Source organism: Sulfitobacter sp. F26169L (genome assembly GCF_026410285.1).
Lineage (GTDB): Bacteria > Pseudomonadota > Alphaproteobacteria > Rhodobacterales > Rhodobacteraceae > Sulfitobacter.
Window position 1 is genome coordinate 350,309 of record NZ_JAPMLP010000004.1, and the last position, 17,890, is coordinate 368,198.

Genomic DNA, 17,890 nt, shown 5'->3' on the forward strand with positions numbered 1-17,890 from the left:
CGGAAAAGGGCCCTGTGCCTGTGGAGGGAAACGGGGATGATCATGGCATGGGGGCTGTCGGGACTTGGCCTGCTGATTTTGTTGCTGGCAGGGGATGCGCTGGTTAAGGGCGCGGTGAACCTTAGCCTGCGCATCGGTATTCCGGCGTTGATTGTGAGCCTGACAATTGTTGCATTCGGGACGTCGGCACCGGAATTGCTGATCTCGATCAAAGCTGTGATGGATAATGTTCCGGGCATTGCGCTGGGTAATGTCGTCGGATCGAACACGGCGAATATCCTTCTGGTTTTGGGTATTCCGGCGCTGCTTGCCACGATGCACACGTCTGAGTGCAATACACGTAAATCGTTTAACCACATGATTGCTGCGTCATTGCTGTTTATCGCTCTGGCCTACCGCGGTGTTTTTGACTGGATTGCGGCAATTATCCTTTTGGTGGCGCTAGCGGCGATGCTGTCTGACGCGGCCCGTGATGCGCGCGCGCATCGCAAGGCGGACGCCGTCTGTACTGTGAAGGACGAGGAAGATCTGGAGGGGGTTGATCCTGATATGCCCGGATGGCGGATCGGGCTTTTCCTGGTGCTGGGTCTGGTTGGTCTGCCGCTGGGGGCAAGCCTGCTGGTGGACAACGCGACCATTATCGCCAAGGAATTCGGCGTCAGTGATACGGTCATTGGTCTTACGTTGGTGGCCGTTGGCACATCGCTGCCCGAACTGGCAACCACCGTCGTGGCCGCGTTGCGGCGTCAGGCCGACGTTGCACTGGGCAACGTTATCGGGTCAAACATGTTCAACCTTCTGGCAATCATCGGCATCGCCAGCCTGGTAGGGCCGATCGACGTTGACCCCGCGTTCTTGCAGTTTGACCTGTGGGTTATGCTGGGCGCATCGCTGTTGCTGATCCCGTTTGTATATCTTGGCCGGAACATTACGCGGATTTGGGGAATAGTGTTAGTGGCACTATATGTCACATATCTTTTTGTCGTTTTGGCGGGCTAAGGAAAACATAATGAAGCGAGCATTGGTTACCGGCGCGGGTAAGCGCCTTGGCCGCGCAATGGCATTGCATCTGGCAGATCGCGGTTTTGATGTGGCTGTACATTACGCCACATCGGCCGAGGGTGCGAACGACGTTGTTGACGAGATTACCGGCAAGGGGCGTCACGCTGTTGCGCTACAGGCCGATCTGCTGGAAATCGACGCGATGGAACAGCTTTTTCCGGCGGCTGTTGACGCGCTGGGGGGGGCGATCACCTGTTTGGTGAACAACGCGTCCGTTTTTGAATACGATAGCCTTCGGTCCGCCACGCGTGACAGTTGGGACAGGCATATCAACTCAAACATGCGCGCGCCCTTTGTGTTGACACAGGCCATGGCGGCACAGTCCCTGATGCCCGATACCGATGATGCGGGAGAGCCGGTAGCGACAGGTCTGGTTGTGAACATGCTGGACCAGCGGGTGCGCAAGCTGACACCTGAGTTCATGACCTATACGCTTGCTAAAATGGGCCTGTGGGCAATGACCCAGACCACAGCGCAGGCGCTGGCCCCCGCCGTGCGGGTAAATGCCATCGGCCCTGGCCCAACGCTGCGCGGCAGCAGGCAGTCGGAGAAGCACTTTGCCGCTCAACGGGCAGCAACCCTGCTGAAACGTGGTGCCAATCCCAGTGACGTAACCGCCGCACTGGGCTATTTTCTGGATGCCCCGGGCGTGACGGGGCAGTTGATATGTGTGGACGGCGGCCAGCACCTTGGCTGGCAAACGCCTGATGTACTGGGAGTCGAATGAATGCGGACGTCGTCAAAGTTTTGCACCTTGGGTAGAATTGTTGGTTTCTGTTACAAATTTCAATCAGTAAAGGCCTGATTTATTGGGTGTAAATAAATTTAATAAGTAAAAACAGTCGGTTGAATTATTGCCCAAAAAATAGACAAATTAACGAAGCAGTTAGAATACAACGGAAATTTGCGGACATTCCAAAGTTATAGACAGAGTTATCCACAGGAAAGGTGGATATGTTTAAGGTTGTTCTGGCCGGCAATTCGTGAAGAGAAAGAAAGAATCAACTAGGCATGTCCGACGCTAAAGAAACCCCGCCCAACGGCTACGAGATTATTCAGGGATATCTGAAGACGCTGGATGGTTCTCCTGGTGTTTACAGAATGCTCGATAGCGAAAGTCGCGTGCTTTATGTGGGTAAAGCGCGCAATCTACGCGCGCGCGTCAGTAATTATGCGCGCCCAAGCGGGCACAGCCCGCGAATTTCCCGAATGATCAGCAATACTGCGTCGATGATGTTTTTGACGACAAAGACAGAAACCGAGGCGCTACTGCTGGAGCAGAACCTGATCAAGCAGCTGAAGCCGAAATACAATGTGCTGCTGCGCGATGACAAAAGCTTTCCAAATATTCTGGTCACCAGCGGCCACGAGTTTCCGCAAATCAAGAAACACCGTGGTGCCAAAAAGGAAAAGGGTGCGTATTATGGCCCGTTCGCCAGTGCCGGTGCGGTGAACCGTACGCTTAACCAGCTTCAGCGGGTTTTTCTGCTGCGCGACTGTGCGGATTCACAATTCGAAACGCGCACACGCCCCTGTTTGCAATACCAGATCAAGCGATGCTCGGCCCCGTGTGTGGGAAAGATCAGCGCGCAGGATTACCGCCAGACGGTAGAGGACGCGCAGAAGTTTCTGTCGGGCAAAAGCACCGGCATCCAGACCCGGCTGGCCGGTGAAATGGCGAAAGCGTCAGAGGAAATGGAATTCGAGCGCGCGGCGGCCTTGCGTGACCGGATCAAGGCCTTGACGCAGGTTCAGACAACGCAAGGGATCAATCCCAAGACCGTGACAGAGGCCGATGTCATTGCGCTGCATATGGCGGACGGGCAGGCCTGCGTTCAGGTATTCTTCATCCGCTCCGGCCAGAACTGGGGCAATCACGATTATTATCCCCGCGTCGGCGATGACGTACCGGCAGCAGAGGTACTGGAGGCATTTATCGGCCAGTTTTACGACACGCGTGAGCCTCCGCGCCAGTTGATTCTGAGCCATGAAATAGAAAACCCCGATCTGATGGCGCAAGCGTTGGCCAGCAAGATCGACCGCAAGGTCGAATTGCTTGTCCCGCAGCGTGGTGAAAAAGCGGAACTGGTAGACGGCGCATTGCGCAATGCCCGCGAAAGCCTTGCGCGCAAGATGGCAGAGAGTGCAACGCAGGCAAAGCTGCTGAAAGGGCTGGCGGAAGCGTTCGATCTGCCCAAGCCACCGGAACGGATCGAAATTTACGATAACTCGCATATTCAGGGTGCTTTTGCTGTGGGCGCTATGGTGGTGGCAGGGCCGGAAGGCATGATCAAGAACCAGTACCGTAAATTCAACATCCGCGGTGAAGACCTTACACCCGGTGATGATTTTGGCATGATGAAAGAAGTTCTTACGCGGCGTTTCAAACGTCTGATCAAGGAAGACCCGGAGCGCAAGGAAGGCCATTGGCCGGACCTGTTGCTGATCGATGGCGGTGCAGGGCAGGTGAGTGCTGTGCGCGAAATCATGCGGGAGTACGGTGTTGAGGATATTCCGATGATCGGTGTTGCCAAGGGGCTGGACCGTGATGCAGGCAAGGAAGAATTTTACCGCACCGGCAAACCAGTCATGGCATTGCGCCATAATGATCCGGTGCTGTATTTCATCCAGCGTATGCGCGACGAGGCGCACCGGTTTGCAATTGGAACCCACCGCGCCAAGCGGGCAAAATCGGTAGGTGCCACTCCGCTGGACGACGTGCCTGGTGTGGGTGCGGCGCGCAAGCGCGCGTTACTGGCGCATTTCGGCTCAGCCAAGGCGGTAGCCCGTGCAAACCTCAATGACCTCAAAGCTGTTGACGGGGTGTCTGGCGCGCTGGCGGATACGATTTACGCATATTTTCATGAAAAAGGGTGATCCAACCCAAAGGTTGCGCGCGCAGACGGTGCGGGATTGAGTTTAGTGGAAAAATGACGATCTTGTGTGGCACTCTCTGGGGGCGCGCCGGTTCGTGCTTTTACGTTGTAGGCGTGCGGTGTAGGGTAATGTTATGAAATGGAACCTTCCGAATATTCTGACCGTTTTGCGGTTGTTGGCGGCGCCTGCTGTGGCCGTCATGTTTTTGTATTTCACGCGGCCTTATGCTGACTGGTTTGCGCTGTTGCTGTTCGTTTCGGCTGCGGTGACGGATTGGTTTGACGGCTATCTGGCGCGCGCGTGGAAGCAGGAAACCAAATTGGGCACGATGCTGGACCCTATCGCGGACAAGGCAATGGTTGTGATAGCCTTGATGGTCATTATCGGTTTTTCCAGCTGGTCGCCGTGGCTGGTTTTACCCGCGACGGTGATCCTGTTCCGTGAGGTGTTCGTTTCCGGCTTGCGGGAGTATCTGGGCGACACTGCCGGCACGTTGAAGGTAACCAAGCTGGCGAAATGGAAAACAGCCCTGCAAATGACCGCTATTGCGGTGCTGTTCAGTCAGGGTGTGTTCGAACACTATCTGGGGATGAGCATCTATGGCATGGATACTGATCTGATACAGAGCATTCTGACCGGTGATGAAGAGGACGTATTGGGCCTTGGCTGGAAGATATTCGCGATGGAGTGGTCGGGGCGAGCCGGTCTTGTCTTGTTGTGGTTCGCCGCGGGTCTAACCGCGCTGACCGGTGTTGATTATCTGCTGAAAGCGATGCCGCACCTTAAGGAGGGACGTTGATGGATATCTTGTATTTTGCATGGGTGCGCGAGCGTATCGGACTGCCCCGCGAGGTGATAGAGACAGACGCGGCAACGGTGAATGACCTGGTCGCCCAGCTGCGCACCCGCGAGGAGCGTTATGCCGCTGCATTCGAGGATATCAGCGCGCTGCGCGTGGCGCTGGACCAGGAGCTTTCGGATTTTGATGCGCCGCTGGCGGGTGTGCGTGAGGTTGCATTCTTTCCGCCGATGACGGGCGGTTAGGATGCGGGTATCTGTACAGGAAAAGCCGTTTGATCTGGGGGCGGAAAGCACCATCTTTGCGGCCGGGCACCGTGATATCGGGGCGATTGTGACCTTCACGGGCATCGTGCGCGATCTGCCGGATGACCCGATGGAGGCAATGGAGATCGAGCACTATCCTAGCATGACACAAAAGGCGATTGAGGCAATGGCACAGGATGCGATAGCGCGGTTTTCTCTTGGTGATGCATTGATCATTCACCGCCACGGTCGGCTGGTGCCGGGAGAAATGATTATGATGGTTGCCACAGCTGCGCGTCACCGCAAGGATGCCTTTGAAGCTGCGACATTTCTGATGGATTATCTAAAGTCTCGTGCGCCGTTCTGGAAGCGGGAAATATCCGCATCCGGTGCTTCGTGGGTTGCAGCAACAGACGAGGACGAAGCTGCCCTGAAGCGGTGGTAAAGTATTAGCGTTGATCCAAATCAAGGTATTTCTGTCTGGTGATATTAGGGTAGGGTAATAGTCTTAAAGGAGAACAGGATATGATTTCTTCAATTATTGTCGGCATTGACGGCTCGGATGCGGCTGAACGCGCCTTGCGGATGGCCTGCGGGATCGCCAAGCAGTTTGATGCAAAGCTACAGATATCCCATACCCCGCGCGACGAGACTGTTACCTACGCTGCTGAAGCGATATCGGGTTTCTATGTCGGGCCGAATGCAGCGCATCAGGAATTGCTGCGTGAGGCCGCTGAAAAGCTGGGTGAAAAAGCCACTGCAATCGCCGCAGAGGAAGGCGTCGCCGGTGTCGAATTGCACATCGGACACGGCGATCCGGCCAGAAACCTGCTGGATCTAGCGAAGAAAACGGGTGCCGATTTGATTGTGACCGGTCGTCGTGGATTGGGTGACTTTAGTGCGCTTGTTCTTGGCAGTACGTCAAACCAGATCAGCAAGAAGGCGCAGTGTGCCTGTCTGACTGTTCCCTAAGTCTTAATCCGCGCGCTGGCTTTCGATGTAGGCGCGCATCTCTTCTGCTTCGTGGCGGGCATCGCGCAGACCATCCATGGCTGCGCGCAGCTCTGCCTCTGTCTGTGAAAGCTGGTTGGTCAGTTCCGCTTCGCGCTGTTGCAAGTAGGTGATGGCCTGATCACGGGTTTCTTCCGCCTCGTGCAATTCCTGACTCATCCGGTCCAGTTGGGCGACGTCATCGGCGGCGACGCGCGTGAAGCGGTGTAGCAACCAGTTGGCAAACCATCCCATGCAAAAAGCAACAAATAGAATGATGGCGGTCGCGAGGACAAATTCAAATCGGCTCATTCGGTTGCGCTTTCTTCAGTCGTCGTATCAGGGGCTGTATCACCGTTTTCGTCAGCGGTTTCCAGCGCTGAATCGTCCGGTGATGCTTCGTCTTCGGTGCGGATAAGGCGGAATTCGATGCGGCGGTTCGCTTCGCGGCCTGCTTCGGTGCTGTTATCTGCAACAGGGCTTTGCTCTCCGTAGCCTTTCGCGGTGAAAGATCCTGTGGAAACGCGGCGGGCGCGCAATTCGTTTAATACGGATTCGGCGCGGCTCTGGCTGAGCGCCTGATTCATTTCTTCGCGGCCCTGACTGTCGGTGTAGCCCTGAATTTCCAGCGAGATATCCCCGCAGCGTTTGATTACAGCAGCAATATCATCCATTGTGCCAAGGGCCGAGGCATCAATCGTCGCCGATCCGGGTTCAAAATTAATTTTGCCAACCGCGACAATCGCACTTATCTCCGCTTCACACTCTTCCGGTGTGGGCAGGCCAAGGACGGGGTCCAGCTTTTTTTGATAGGTGACGTTCACATCAAACGGGTTTCCCTCGCCCAGTTTTCCCGCCAGCATAGATGCAATTTCTGTAGAAGCATCAGGGTTTCCAGTGTTGCCTGTAACGGCCAGTGAATCCGGAGTAACCGACAATGCGCCGTTGCTCAGCTGGCCCAGTGCTTCGAGGCCGGCGAGAACGCGGGTTGCCCAATCAGCTGGCAGATCATCAACCACCCGCGTTGCCGTGTATACTTTGTCTGATCCGAAACGTGCTTTTGCAAAGCTGCTGGTCAGTTCCCGCAGAGCTTCGTCATTTACGCGTCCACGCAGTTGCACTTGCCCTTCGGGGCTGAGGGTCGCGGTGAATTCCGGCGGGCCTGCATTTGCATCTTCTGCCTGTGGCAATTTGGATTGCAGCGCAAAGACCGGGGGAAGAGCATTCTCAAGCTCTCCGACAACCCGATCAAAGTCTGACTGGCTGGTGCCAGCGGCGGCCATCAAAGAGATATCCGCATCTACGATTGTAACCGATCCTCCACCAAGCTTTACCAGCGCATTTATGGAAGCGGTCACGGCGTCTGCCCAGCGGGGCGTGGGGACGCCTAATCCGACTGTGCAACGCGGGTCTGTCGCACCCGCGGCTTTTGCCGTGCTGATGATACGTTCGGCGGCAAGCTCCGTATCGGCAGAGCAGGCATCAAAGCTGGCACCGTCGTCGGCAATCTGAAAACGGGTCGTAAACGGCGTGATCACGGGCCGCGGGGCAGAGATATCCAGCACCAGCTCAACGCCATCAGGCTTCATTCGTTTCAGATTTAACTCAAGGCGGGATTTTTCCTGTGCACTGTCGGTGATTGCGGTGATTGCAACCCGCTTTGCTTCGATCGATATTTTAGCGCGGGGCAAGCTGCTCATGGAGGTGAGGGCGAAGTCGATAGAACGCTCCCAGCCCTCTGGTGCGGGATAGTCAGCGGTTTCCAGAAGATCGGTCACACCGTTAGATCCGGCGATGTTGATGAAGCGGGCGATCAGGTATTGACGGTCTGTGCTGGCAGGGATCAGGCCGATGACAGACAGGCCGCTGTCGTTGCGCAGGATTTCGGCAGAAAATTTAGGGGGTGCCAGCGCTTCTTGGGCGGTGACGCCCATGTCATCGATCACCCGCGCGGCGTCCACGACAGAACCTGCGGTCGTCAGCGCGGAAAACCGGACAGCTTCTGTCGGCGCAGTGCCGGACAGGGATACCTGAAGGCCGTTCGCCTCTACTTCGGCCCAGGTCATGCCTTTTGCATCCAGTGCATCACGCACGCCGATCTCTGACGAATCTTCGATCATGCTGACGGAAAAATTGGCAGCCACCAGCGACACTACCGCCGCAGCGGCAAATGTCAGGAAAATCGTTAACATCGAAGAGAGGCGCATAGGCACTTTCACAATAGTTCAATAATTACGCAAGGGTGTACGATGTCACCGCCTGTGGTGCAATCACAGGAGTAACGCTGCGGCGAAAAAGAGAAGCGGGATCATGCCAGTGTCCCGATTTACACGAAACAATTGCAGCATTTTGTCAGAATTATGGATGTCGAGGCCGCGCAATTGCCATGCCATATGCCAGCCCATGGCCCATGGCCCCGCAATAGCGACAACCAGCGCAAGTACCGAAGCGGTTGGTATCGTCGAATAAACCACGGCGATTCCCATCAAGCCGACTGTGACGATTAGAAACCGGCGCAGCCATTTCCCTGTGTTCTCCCCAAACAGAAGCGCAGTGGATTTCACCCCGATCAGCGCGTCGTCTTCGGTATCCTGATGGGCATAGATCGTGTCGTAAAACAGGGTCCACGCGATACCGGCCAGATATAACACAACCGCTGGCGCATCGAGCCGACCTGTGTGTGCTGTCCACGCCAGCAAGGCACCCCAGTTGAATGCCAAACCCAGAAAGACCTGAGGCCACCATGTGAACCGCTTGGCAAAGGGATAAATCGCAACAGGGATCAGGGCCAGCACACCCATGCGAATGGCTGCGACGTTAAATGTCAGAAGGATCGCAAAGGAGATCAACGCCTGCACTATCATCCAGACCGTAGCACCTTTTACACTCACCTGACCGGACGGAATCGGGCGGGAACGGGTGCGCGCCACCTGCGCGTCTATGTCGCGGTCTGTGATGTCGTTCCACGTACACCCAGCGCCGCGCATCAAAAACGCGCCCATTGCGCAGCTGATAAATATCCAAAGGTCGTGCCAATTGGCCTGCCCGTCATACAGCATTGCCAATGACAGGCCCCACCAACATGGAATCAGCAAAAGCCATGTGCCGATAGGTCTGTCTGCACGGCTAAGCCTTAAAAAAGGGCGTGTTGCAGCCGGTGCAAAGCGGTCAACCCAGTTGTCATTATAGGCATCGGCCACGATACCATCATCGCTGGGGTCTGGCGGCGGGACGTTGTCTTGCATATATCCACCTTCATGGATGCGAAAATCAGACTTTATGTAGATCACCCTTTGGGTGAGGGGCAATCGGTTCCTTTGGATCGGGGGCAGGCACATTACTTGTTCGGTGTGATGCGGCAGGATGTAGGCGCGCAGATTTTGCTGTTTAACGGTAAGGATGGCGAGTGGCGCGCACGTGTTGAGCAAGCGGGCAAACGGGCGGGGCTGTTGAGCTGCCAAGAGCGGACCAAGCCCCTGCAGATGCCCCCCGATTTGTGGCTGTGCTTTGCACCGATTAAAAAGGCGCGCACGGATTTCATCGTCGAAAAGGCCGCTGAGATGGGGGCTGCGCGGATTGTCCCTGTGCAGACAGAATTTACCAATTCGGGCCGTATTCAGCGCGACCGCCTGCAAGCGCACGCTGTAGAAGCAGCAGAGCAATGCGGCGGAACTTACGTGCCGCAGGTAGATGATCTGATAAAATTTGACCGTTTGCTACAATCTTGGGAGCCTTCCCGCCGGATTATGTTTTGCGACGAAGCACTGGCGTCATCGCAGGGTGCGCCGCTGCAAGGGTTGCATGGGCCGTGGGCAATCTTCATTGGGCCTGAGGGCGGTTTTTCAGACCGCGAACGCAGTCGTCTCCGTGAGATGGAAAATGCCGTTTCTGTGTCGCTGGGCCCTCGTATCCTGCGCGCGGATACTGCCGCTGTTGCCGCGATGACAATCTGGCAGCTTTCGCTGGGGGACTGGACGTGACGAATACCGCCGCGCTGATCTGGTTTCGCACAGAGGCTGTGCAGCCTGAAATGGCGTTAACCACAAAGGAGTCTTCCGATGTTTTTCAGACCTGAAGCAAAGGCGGCACTGTGGCGCTGGCGCGAAATGCTGGTTGCGCTTGGCCTTGTGCTGCTGGGGCTGTGGTGGATCATCGGTCCGGGCAGGCTGCTGGCGTTGCCCGGATGGGCGTTGTTGTTGGGCGGCATCGCGCTTGCCCTTGTCGGGTTGCAGCGCGCGCGCTTTCGTCGCGAAGGTAACGGACCGGGGGCTGTGCAGGTTGACGAAGGGCAGATCGCCTATTTCGGGCCCCTGACGGGCGGCGTTGTCGCTCTCAACGCGCTGGAGCGGCTAAGCCTTGATGCCACAGCGCGTCCTGCGCACTGGCGTTTGGATGCAAAAGGGCAGGCGGCGGTTCTTATCCCTGTTAACGCCGCCGGATCGGATGCATTGTTTGACGCTTTCGCCACTCTTCCGGGGTTGCGGACCGAGAGGATGTTGTCTGAACTGAATGCAAGACGGGACCACGCTGTTGTGATTTGGGAGCGCACCCCCTTGCGCCCTGCACACGCCCTACTGCATTGACGAGCTAACGAATCTCCGCAAGGCTGCGGAACATACCCAAAGCGGAGCGCATATATGTCTATTCCACAATCCGGCGGCGGGCCGATCGAACATTTTGATCAATTGGCTCAATACCTTGCAGATGGTTGCAAGCCGAAAGACGCATGGCGCATCGGCACAGAACACGAAAAGTTCGGCTATTGTAAAGACACCCTTTTGCCGCTTCCCTATGAGGGTGAACGCTCTATCCGTGTTATGCTTGAAGGCCTGCGCGACCGTCACGGTTGGGCGCCCGTCGAAGAAGGCGGCAAGCTGATCGGTCTGGAAAAAGACGGCGCAAACGTATCGCTTGAACCGGGGGGGCAGTTGGAACTGTCCGGCGCCCCGGTGGAAACCATTCACGAAACCTGTGACGAAGTGAACGTGCACCTGCGCGAAGTGCGCGATGTGGCGGATGAAATCGGCGTTGGATTTATCGGGCTGGGCGCTGCCCCCGAATGGACCCACGACCAGATGGACCTGATGCCCAAGGGCCGTTACAAGCTGATGAACGACTATATGACCAAAGTCGGCACCATGGGCCGCGTCATGATGCGGCGGACCTGTACAGTACAGGTGAACCTTGATTTTGGATCAGAGTCGGACATGGTGCAGAAAATGCGCGTAGCGGTGGCATTACAGCCTGTCGCAACCGCTCTTTTTGCGAACTCCCCGTTTTTCGAAGGCAAGCTGAACGGTCATAAGTCATGGCGCAGCCGTGTGTGGCGCGATCTTGATCCGGCGCGAACCGGCATGATCCCGTTTGTTTTTGAAGACGGGTTCGGCTTTGAGGCGTGGGTAAACTATGCGTTGGATGTGCCAATGTATTTTGTCTACCGCGATGGTAAATATATTGATGCGCTGGGCATGTCCTTCCGCGATTTCATGGCAGGAAAACTACCCGCTCTGCCCGGTGAAACCCCGACGATGAGCGATTGGGCAGACCATCTGACAACTGCATTCCCCGAAGCGCGGATGAAAAAATTTATCGAAATGCGTGGTGCCGACGGCGGGCCGTGGCGGCGTCTGTGCGCGCTGCCTGCGTTCTGGGTGGGGCTGATGTATGACCAGACCGCGCTGGACGGCGCATGGGATCTGGTCAAGGGCTGGGATGCCGAAACGCGCGAACAACTGCGTGTTGCCGCCTCGGTTGACGGATTGCAGGCACAGGTTGGCGACATCAAAATGCACGATATCGCGCGCGAAGCAGTGACGCTGTCCGAGGCGGGGCTAAGGGCCCGTGCGCGCAGCGGTGCAGGCGGTCTGGTGCCCGACGAAACCCATTTCCTGAATGCGCTGAAAGAAAGCATCGAAACAGGCAAGACGCCTGCTGATGAACTGCTTGATTGCTACCACGGCGAATGGAAAGGCGACCTGAGCCGGATTTACGAAGAGTTCTCGTACTAGGTCAGGCGGAAGGCGCAGAGTTGAGAACGCGACTGCGGTAGTAATCCGCAATCTCGGCTTTGCGCGCCGCTTGCATTTCCTTTGTGACGGGTTTGTCCTTATCAAACAGCACTGCATAACCCTGCATCGCGCGCTTGTGTGCATCAACGGTTAGGGGTTTTCCCAGTGTATCCGCTGTCGGTATTTTCGAGGTTCCGTGAATGGACGGGCTGTTGTTTGATGGCAGGCAGTAGATTACCAGCAGCGCGATCGAGCCGATGAACGGTACGAAGTTCAGCAACCACCAAAATCCCGACATCCCGACATCATGCAAACGGCGCACTGACAGGGTGGTGTAGGGAATGGTGGTGATCAGAACATAATAGGTCAGATAAAAATCGAACGGGCCGATATTTGCGGTCGCAACGTCGATATTCATTGTGGCAAGGCGGGTTAGGGTGATGAAATCTCCAAAAATGGCAGCAACCATGATCACGCCGAAGAACAGCGACACCCACCAGAACTCCGCCCGCGTAGCGCGGCCTTTGAAGGTGAAAAAATTCACAAACGCGAGGTTCAGGGCGGTGAGTGGTCCGGTCATGGGATGATCCTTCTTGCTTGGCCTCTTTATGAAAGAAGGGCGTGGCACAAAAAGGGGCGGATTGTGGCGAAACGGGGGCTGGCGGGCAAGCCGGAGCTTGCGCGAAGGCAAGCACCGGTGTTGTGCGATCAAGCGGCTGAGGTGTGCGGAATTTTTGCGTTAGCGTCCTGCATCAAGGCGCGCAGGGTGCCGACAGCCTGGGTAAAGCCCAGCCCGAGGCACAGCGCGGCAAAGGCGGGTGCGGCGAGAAATCCGAACAGAGGCGCATCAACCAGCCCCCGATCAAGATCACGCCACCCGCACCGATAGCGGCAAATCGGGTGGCAATTGTAACAGATCCCGCACGGGCAACCGCGCGGCTTTGCTGACACTCCCCCAGAAGGGTGCCGATGCGCAGGATCATCGCGGCCAATGCACTCAGCGCACCAAAGCCCAAAGCGATGTAAAGAAGCGCAAGTAATGTCATAATATCGTTCCTTTTCGGATGTGGCGGGAGCTGGAAGCCGCGTGGTTTGGCGAAGAAGTCGCGGCGTAAACGTTGGTAAAGCCAGCCGAAAAATTAGGCCCATGCCAGCGCAAAGATCATGCCAAATCCGGTATAGCTCAGGCCGATGCCAAGAAGGTTTTGGTCACCCGTTGCAGCGGCGAGCAGGGTCCCAAAGACCAATACGATCCCCATAACTTTGAATGCCAGAAACCCCAGATCGTGCGGATCGCCGTCGTGATGGCGCAGATACCACAGCAACACCGGCGTCCCGACGAGCAGATAGAAAGGCGCACCAAGGATCAGGGCGGCAACGGGAATGAGCAAGGCCCAGAAACTCAGCAACGTAAACAGGATCGGACCGCCGATCAGCGCGGCAAAGAAGGCAACGGGATCAACGATATAGTGAGCAGGGCGGGGCACTTCGGGAGGCGTGGTGACTGTGTGCATAATTCCCTTTCACGCGCGAACCAGACGTCTGTAGAGCAGGGCAAAGATGCCGCCCCAGACGGGTGCGATGCAGGCCCCGAAAACCAGCGTCCATGGCAGCAGGTAGAAAGTGCTGGTTTCGCCGGTAAACAGCGCGACCACCGCCGTGATCGGCAGAAGCCATAGCAACGACAGCAACGAAAGCCCGACAATTGCACCGATACGGGGCGCTTTGCGGCGCAGATGCCAGATCAACATCGGCGTTCCGATGCCCAGATAAAACGGCACACCGATTGCACTGGTGATCGCAATAACGCCCATATAGCCGCGCAGTTCATCACTTTGATAGACGACATCCAGTGCAAACAGCAGCGCCAGACAGACGCCACATGCCAAGAGGGGGGCAGCGACAAGAGCGATGCAAAAACTGCGCCAGTCTATGGTATTCGCTTCTGTTTTTCCGGTTCTTTCTGTCATTTGAGAAATCCATGAGCAAAAATTTTAGCTGTCTTTGTCTTTGGACAGAAAGCGGGCAATGCGGACGCCCAAGCGAATAGCGGCAATTTGCACAGAACGCGGCAGGCGCGACACATCTGTATACCAGCCGTCAAACATCTGCATCGTTTCCAACGTCTCCTTTATCCGCTCTTTTACGGCGGGGCGGGGGTGCATCTTGTTCGGCTTCGCGCTGACCTCTTCAAGGGCGCGCAATGTGGGCAGACACTCCCGCTCGCGGCGGCTTTCGATGATGGTTGTGGTCAGTTCGAACATATCGCGGATTGATGTGAAATGATCGCGCCGGTCTCCTAGCTTACGTTGGGAGTTCACCATGCCAAGGATTTTCAGTTCTTTCAGCCCGTTTGATAGGTTGGACCGTGCGAGGTTGAGCAGATCGAAAATTTCGTCTGCGCTAAGCGGATCAGGTGCATTGGGCAACTCACTAATAAATTTCTGTAATGACAGAAATATCAGAATTTGCTGGACAGGCAGGGGATTTCTCTACTGCCAGAAATAACAGAAATTCGATAGCTATCGTCGATCAAGACTGAGGCTAAATGGCCCCGATGAAATCCTGATCTGGTGCAAGTTTTGAGTGCTGCCCGATACCACGTAAGTCAGCTGCATCTTGGCCGAAGAAATACGCAGGGGCGATAGATGTCCGGGCCCGGCGGTTACTCTGTAAGATACTGGGCAGACAAGCAGGTTTTCTGTCTGGTTTCCCGCACCAACGCCAAGGGTGACAACGCGGCGCCCGTCGTAAAGGCGCATGGATTTGGGGCAGCCTTTGGCGGATATCAGGCGGCCGATGGCGCGTACAGGGTCCAGCACTCCGGCGGGTACACGAGCCACATTCGACAGATCGGTCTGCTCTTCAGGCGGGGTAATATCGGTACTGACAGCGCGTCCTTTCGCAATTTCAACCTGCACGATACGCTGTTTGCGCGATGATCTGCTGTCGCCTGTAAACGTGCTGTTTTGGTCGCTGCCTGTACTGGTTCCGGAAAATGTGCCGTTAAAAACCCCCAGCGGCGTATTATCGAGCGTCGAGCGTAATGTGCTGGTGCGCCCGTTTCCGCTGAAATCAAGCTGACCCAGCGTTTTGCCGCCAAGCGATACATCAAAGGTCTGTGCGCCAACGGGTGCGGCCAGAAACAGGGCGCAGAGCAGGGGGGCGATTCTCATGGACGTATCTCCGCTTCGGGCTGGTAGGCCATGACAAACGCAATGACCTTCTCATGGGGCATCTCGCAGGGGGCGAGTTGGCCACCGCTAGCGAGGTCATAGTAGTTCAGGCTGATGTAGTCCGATCCATCCAGGGCTTCCGCCACCAGTTTGACAGAACGGCCTGCGTTAAAGTCGGATCGGGTGGCCGTATAGCGCGTGCCATTTGCACGGCCGGTCGTGGTGCCAGTTGGAATTGCGCGCAATTGCGCCGCAAATGTCGCGGGGGCAGGCGATATCACGTTTTCTGGCCGATCTTTGGTTCTGTGCCCGCGCGAATCCGCGCGATGTTGGCGCGGTGACGCCAGAAGATGATCGCCGTTAGCGCAAGGCACAGCAAAAACCCTTCGCCGTAGCCCAGCACAGTAACCAAAAGGCTGGACACAGCCGCCGAAAACAGCCCCCCCATGGAGGAGATACGCGTAATCGCCGCGCCGATCAGCCACGCCACACAGGCGGCGATACCCGCTGGCCATGCAAGGGCCAGCAAAATGCCAAGAAAGGTTGCCACACCTTTGCCGCCCCTGAACCTGAGCCAGACGGGAAAGCAATGGCCGATCATCGCGGCCAATGCGGCCACTTGTGCGGCATCTTCGCCCGATATGCTACGCGCAAGCAGCAGGGCCACAGCCCCCTTGGCGGCGTCCAGTATCAGGGTCGCGGCAGCGGCGGGTTTTGATCCGGTGCGCAGCACATTTGTGGCGCCGATATTGCCGGAACCTATGTCGCGCAGATTGCCCAGCCCCATCACCCGCGCAACCACCACGCCAAACGGGACAGAGCCGATCAGATATCCCAGCACAGCCCAAAGCAGCAGAATAGTTAGAGTGTTTTCAATCAACGGCATGGCACACCTTCTTTTGCATTCGCGTCATAGACACAGTTGCCCGCAACGTAAGTCGACAGAACCTTACCCTGCATCCGCACACCGTCAAACGGTGTGTTGCGCGATTTTGACAGCAGTGTTGCACGGTCCATTACAAATGGCGAGTGGGGGTCGAACATCACCAGATCGGCAGGGGCGCCCGGGGTTAACCGCCCCGAAGGCAGACCCAGACGCTGCGCGGGGTTGAACGACAATGCCCGCCAAAGTTGGGGCAGGGTGATCATTTCCGCGTGCCAAAGGCGCAAGGCAGCAGGCAGCAGCGTTTCCAGCCCGACAGCGCCGGAAGCAGCTTCTTCAAACGGCAGACGCTTGCTTTCTTCGTCCTGCGGGGTGTGCATGGAACAGACAATATCAATCAGGCCACTTGCCACGGCTTCAACCATCGCAACCCTGTCATCCTCATCGCGCAGCGGCGGTTTCAGTTTGAAAAATGTCCGGTAGTTAGCGACATCCAGCGCGTTAAGCGTGAGGTGGTGAATACCGATCCCTGCGGTCACATCCAGCCCGTTCGCCTTTGCCCGCGCCAGCGGGGGCAGGGCACGCGCGGTTGTGATCTGGTCGGCGTGATATTTTGCTCCCGTCATTTCAATCAGGGCAATATCACGGTCCAGCCCCATCCGCTCGGCCATGGGCGATACGGCAGGCAATCCGCGCAAGGATGCAAACTTGCCCGAGGTCGCAACGCCCCCGCGGCTCAGGATAGGTTCTTGGGGGTGGGCGATGACCAGCGCGCCAAGACTGCGCGCATAGCTCAGCGCGCGCGAAAATACCCGTGTGTCGGTGATCACATGATCGCAATCCGTGAACGCAACCGCGCCCGCATCCATCAAAAAGCCGATTTCGGTCATCTCGCGCCCGATCCGCCCTTTCGTCAGTGCGGCCATGGGCAGGACGTTGACGGGCGCAGCCTCATTCGCGCGGCGGGTGACAAATTCCAGCGTTTCGGGGTTGTCGATGCTGGGGCTGGTATCGGGCCGGGTGACCATCGTTGTTACACCGCCTTTTGCGGCGGCCAGTCCGGCCGAGCGATAGCTTTCTTTATGCCGCTCGCCGGGTTCGCAGACCTTTACCCCCAGATCGACAATTCCGGGAGCGATGTATTTGCCGCCGCAGTCGATGATCCTGCCTTTGGGATTGGCGATACCGCCTTCAGTCACGGCGGTGATTTTGCCTTCGCTCACACTGACCGAGCCGGTGAATTCCGTTCCCGCGTCTGGATCAATCAGAGTGGCGTTTGTGAAAGTGAGGGTCATGACGTCTCTTTCCGAGGTTACAGCATGGAGTGGTACAGTTTTGCCTTAGGCCGGTGCAGGCAAGACATACGGGTAGTGCGAACTTGTTAAGGTGTCAGGCGTTCGCGTGCAGCGAGGATCTGGGCGGTAATCCCGTCGGGGTCTTTTACATAAGCCATACGCACGCGCAGCCCGCCTTTCAGATACAATACGACAGTCCAGCCCAGCCGTTTGCGCACATCGACGATATCGGCAAGGGGTATCCGCGCCTCACCCTCGGGGCCGTGATGGACAATCGCGTCCGTGCGCAGATACCAACGGTTTTGCCGCGCCGCGCGCCAGCGGGCGGGGTCCTCGAAGCCGATGTTATAGGCAAGCGCCAGAACTGGCCCGACATAAAGCGCTTGCCAATATCCTGTCGTCGCGCCGATAGCCCAACCCGCCAAAGCGACAACACCCAAGGTGATTGCGCCCACAATGATGCTGCGGCGGATGAACATGGTCAGCGCGGGTGTCCAGGCGGCCAGGGGGGCACTGCTCATCCCGCCATCCAGACCATGCCCGCCGCGACAGCAA

At 56.9% G+C, this 17,890-nt stretch carries 23 protein-coding genes; 10 read left to right on the forward strand and 13 right to left on the reverse strand.

Annotated elements, in window-relative coordinates:
- Positions 1–36 precede the first annotated feature (36 nt).
- The 7 genes from OS189_RS11075 (at position 37) to OS189_RS11105 (ending at position 5,955) form a co-directional block, all read left to right on the forward strand.
- Positions 37–999, forward strand: a complete 963-nt coding sequence (locus OS189_RS11075; RefSeq protein ID WP_267167368.1) for a calcium/sodium antiporter — start codon at positions 37–39, stop codon at positions 997–999.
- 10 nt (positions 1,000–1,009) lie between these two features.
- Positions 1,010–1,789: an SDR family oxidoreductase gene (locus OS189_RS11080; protein WP_267167369.1), complete on the forward strand. Its 780-nt coding sequence runs from the start codon at positions 1,010–1,012 to the stop codon at positions 1,787–1,789.
- 284 nt (positions 1,790–2,073) lie between these two features.
- On the forward strand, positions 2,074–3,939 hold the full coding sequence (uvrC, locus tag OS189_RS11085; protein WP_267167370.1) for an excinuclease ABC subunit UvrC: 1,866 nt from the start codon (positions 2,074–2,076) through the stop codon (positions 3,937–3,939).
- 133 nt (positions 3,940–4,072) lie between these two features.
- Positions 4,073–4,738 carry a CDP-diacylglycerol--glycerol-3-phosphate 3-phosphatidyltransferase gene (gene pgsA, locus OS189_RS11090; RefSeq protein WP_267167371.1) on the forward strand — a complete coding sequence of 222 codons (666 nt, stop codon included), beginning with the start codon at positions 4,073–4,075 and terminating at the stop codon, positions 4,736–4,738.
- Positions 4,738–4,983 (forward strand): molybdopterin converting factor subunit 1, encoded by a 246-nt coding sequence (moaD, locus tag OS189_RS11095; RefSeq protein ID WP_267167372.1) that lies wholly within the window; start codon positions 4,738–4,740, stop codon positions 4,981–4,983. The genes pgsA and moaD overlap by 1 nt, the downstream gene beginning before the upstream one ends.
- A gap of 1 nt (position 4,984) precedes the next feature.
- Positions 4,985–5,428, forward strand: coding sequence for a molybdenum cofactor biosynthesis protein MoaE (locus tag OS189_RS11100; protein ID WP_267167373.1), 444 nt, complete (start codon positions 4,985–4,987; stop codon positions 5,426–5,428).
- 80 nt (positions 5,429–5,508) lie between these two features.
- Positions 5,509–5,955, forward strand: a complete 447-nt coding sequence (locus tag OS189_RS11105) for a universal stress protein (protein WP_267167374.1) — start codon at positions 5,509–5,511, stop codon at positions 5,953–5,955.
- 3 nt (positions 5,956–5,958) lie between these two features.
- Here the strand turns inward: OS189_RS11105 and OS189_RS11110 are convergent, their stop codons facing one another.
- The 3 genes from OS189_RS11110 to ubiA all read right to left on the reverse strand — a co-directional run bounded on the left by OS189_RS11110 (position 5,959) and on the right by ubiA (position 9,218).
- Positions 5,959–6,285 carry a hypothetical protein gene (locus OS189_RS11110; protein WP_267167375.1) on the reverse strand — a complete coding sequence of 109 codons (327 nt, stop codon included), beginning with the start codon at positions 6,283–6,285 and terminating at the stop codon, positions 5,959–5,961.
- Positions 6,282–8,180, reverse strand: a complete 1,899-nt coding sequence (locus OS189_RS11115) for an OmpA family protein (protein ID WP_267167590.1) — start codon at positions 8,178–8,180, stop codon at positions 6,282–6,284. The genes OS189_RS11110 and OS189_RS11115 overlap by 4 nt, the downstream gene beginning before the upstream one ends.
- A gap of 63 nt (positions 8,181–8,243) precedes the next feature.
- Complete coding sequence (gene ubiA / locus OS189_RS11120) at positions 8,244–9,218, reverse strand: 4-hydroxybenzoate octaprenyltransferase (RefSeq protein WP_267167376.1); 975 nt, start codon at positions 9,216–9,218, stop codon at positions 8,244–8,246.
- 12 nt (positions 9,219–9,230) lie between these two features.
- Between ubiA and OS189_RS11125 the strand changes: the two genes are divergently transcribed.
- From OS189_RS11125 to OS189_RS11135, 3 genes are all read left to right on the forward strand, one after another.
- Positions 9,231–9,953, forward strand: a complete 723-nt coding sequence (locus OS189_RS11125) for a 16S rRNA (uracil(1498)-N(3))-methyltransferase (protein WP_267167377.1) — start codon at positions 9,231–9,233, stop codon at positions 9,951–9,953.
- A gap of 78 nt (positions 9,954–10,031) precedes the next feature.
- Positions 10,032–10,556, forward strand: a complete 525-nt coding sequence (locus tag OS189_RS11130; protein ID WP_267167378.1) for a hypothetical protein — start codon at positions 10,032–10,034, stop codon at positions 10,554–10,556.
- Positions 10,557–10,610: 54 nt separating this feature from the next.
- Positions 10,611–11,981, forward strand: coding sequence for a glutamate--cysteine ligase (locus tag OS189_RS11135; protein ID WP_267167379.1), 1,371 nt, complete (start codon positions 10,611–10,613; stop codon positions 11,979–11,981).
- A gap of 1 nt (position 11,982) precedes the next feature.
- On the opposite strand, the gene OS189_RS11140 is transcribed toward OS189_RS11135, so the two are convergent.
- The 10 genes from OS189_RS11140 to OS189_RS11185 all read right to left on the reverse strand — a co-directional run bounded on the left by OS189_RS11140 (position 11,983) and on the right by OS189_RS11185 (position 17,856).
- Positions 11,983–12,561, reverse strand: a complete 579-nt coding sequence (locus OS189_RS11140; protein WP_267167380.1) for a DUF805 domain-containing protein — start codon at positions 12,559–12,561, stop codon at positions 11,983–11,985.
- Positions 12,562–12,733: 172 nt separating this feature from the next.
- The gene (locus OS189_RS11145; protein ID WP_267167381.1) at positions 12,734–13,027 is read right to left on the reverse strand and encodes a hypothetical protein; all 294 of its coding nucleotides are present in this window, start codon (positions 13,025–13,027) and stop codon (positions 12,734–12,736) included.
- Positions 13,028–13,120: 93 nt separating this feature from the next.
- Positions 13,121–13,495, reverse strand: a complete 375-nt coding sequence (locus OS189_RS11150; RefSeq protein WP_267167382.1) for a hypothetical protein — start codon at positions 13,493–13,495, stop codon at positions 13,121–13,123.
- Positions 13,496–13,504: 9 nt separating this feature from the next.
- Complete coding sequence (locus OS189_RS11155; protein WP_267167383.1) at positions 13,505–13,951, reverse strand: hypothetical protein; 447 nt, start codon at positions 13,949–13,951, stop codon at positions 13,505–13,507.
- Positions 13,952–13,975: 24 nt separating this feature from the next.
- The gene (locus tag OS189_RS11160) at positions 13,976–14,410 is read right to left on the reverse strand and encodes a GbsR/MarR family transcriptional regulator (RefSeq protein ID WP_267167384.1); all 435 of its coding nucleotides are present in this window, start codon (positions 14,408–14,410) and stop codon (positions 13,976–13,978) included.
- Between the two features lie 93 nt (positions 14,411–14,503).
- Entirely contained in the window at positions 14,504–15,157 is a 654-nt protein-coding gene (locus OS189_RS11165) for a hypothetical protein (RefSeq protein ID WP_267167385.1), read from the reverse strand.
- The gene (locus OS189_RS11170; protein WP_267167386.1) at positions 15,154–15,438 is read right to left on the reverse strand and encodes a hypothetical protein; all 285 of its coding nucleotides are present in this window, start codon (positions 15,436–15,438) and stop codon (positions 15,154–15,156) included. Before OS189_RS11170 ends, OS189_RS11165 begins: the two co-directional genes overlap by 4 nt.
- Entirely contained in the window at positions 15,435–16,043 is a 609-nt protein-coding gene (plsY, locus tag OS189_RS11175) for a glycerol-3-phosphate 1-O-acyltransferase PlsY (protein WP_267167387.1), read from the reverse strand. Before plsY ends, OS189_RS11170 begins: the two co-directional genes overlap by 4 nt.
- Positions 16,034–17,335, reverse strand: a complete 1,302-nt coding sequence (gene pyrC / locus OS189_RS11180; protein ID WP_267167388.1) for a dihydroorotase — start codon at positions 17,333–17,335, stop codon at positions 16,034–16,036. The genes plsY and pyrC overlap by 10 nt, the downstream gene beginning before the upstream one ends.
- An 86-nt stretch (positions 17,336–17,421) precedes the next feature.
- The gene (locus OS189_RS11185) at positions 17,422–17,856 is read right to left on the reverse strand and encodes a hypothetical protein (protein ID WP_267167389.1); all 435 of its coding nucleotides are present in this window, start codon (positions 17,854–17,856) and stop codon (positions 17,422–17,424) included.
- Between the last annotated feature and the right edge of the window lie 34 nt (positions 17,857–17,890).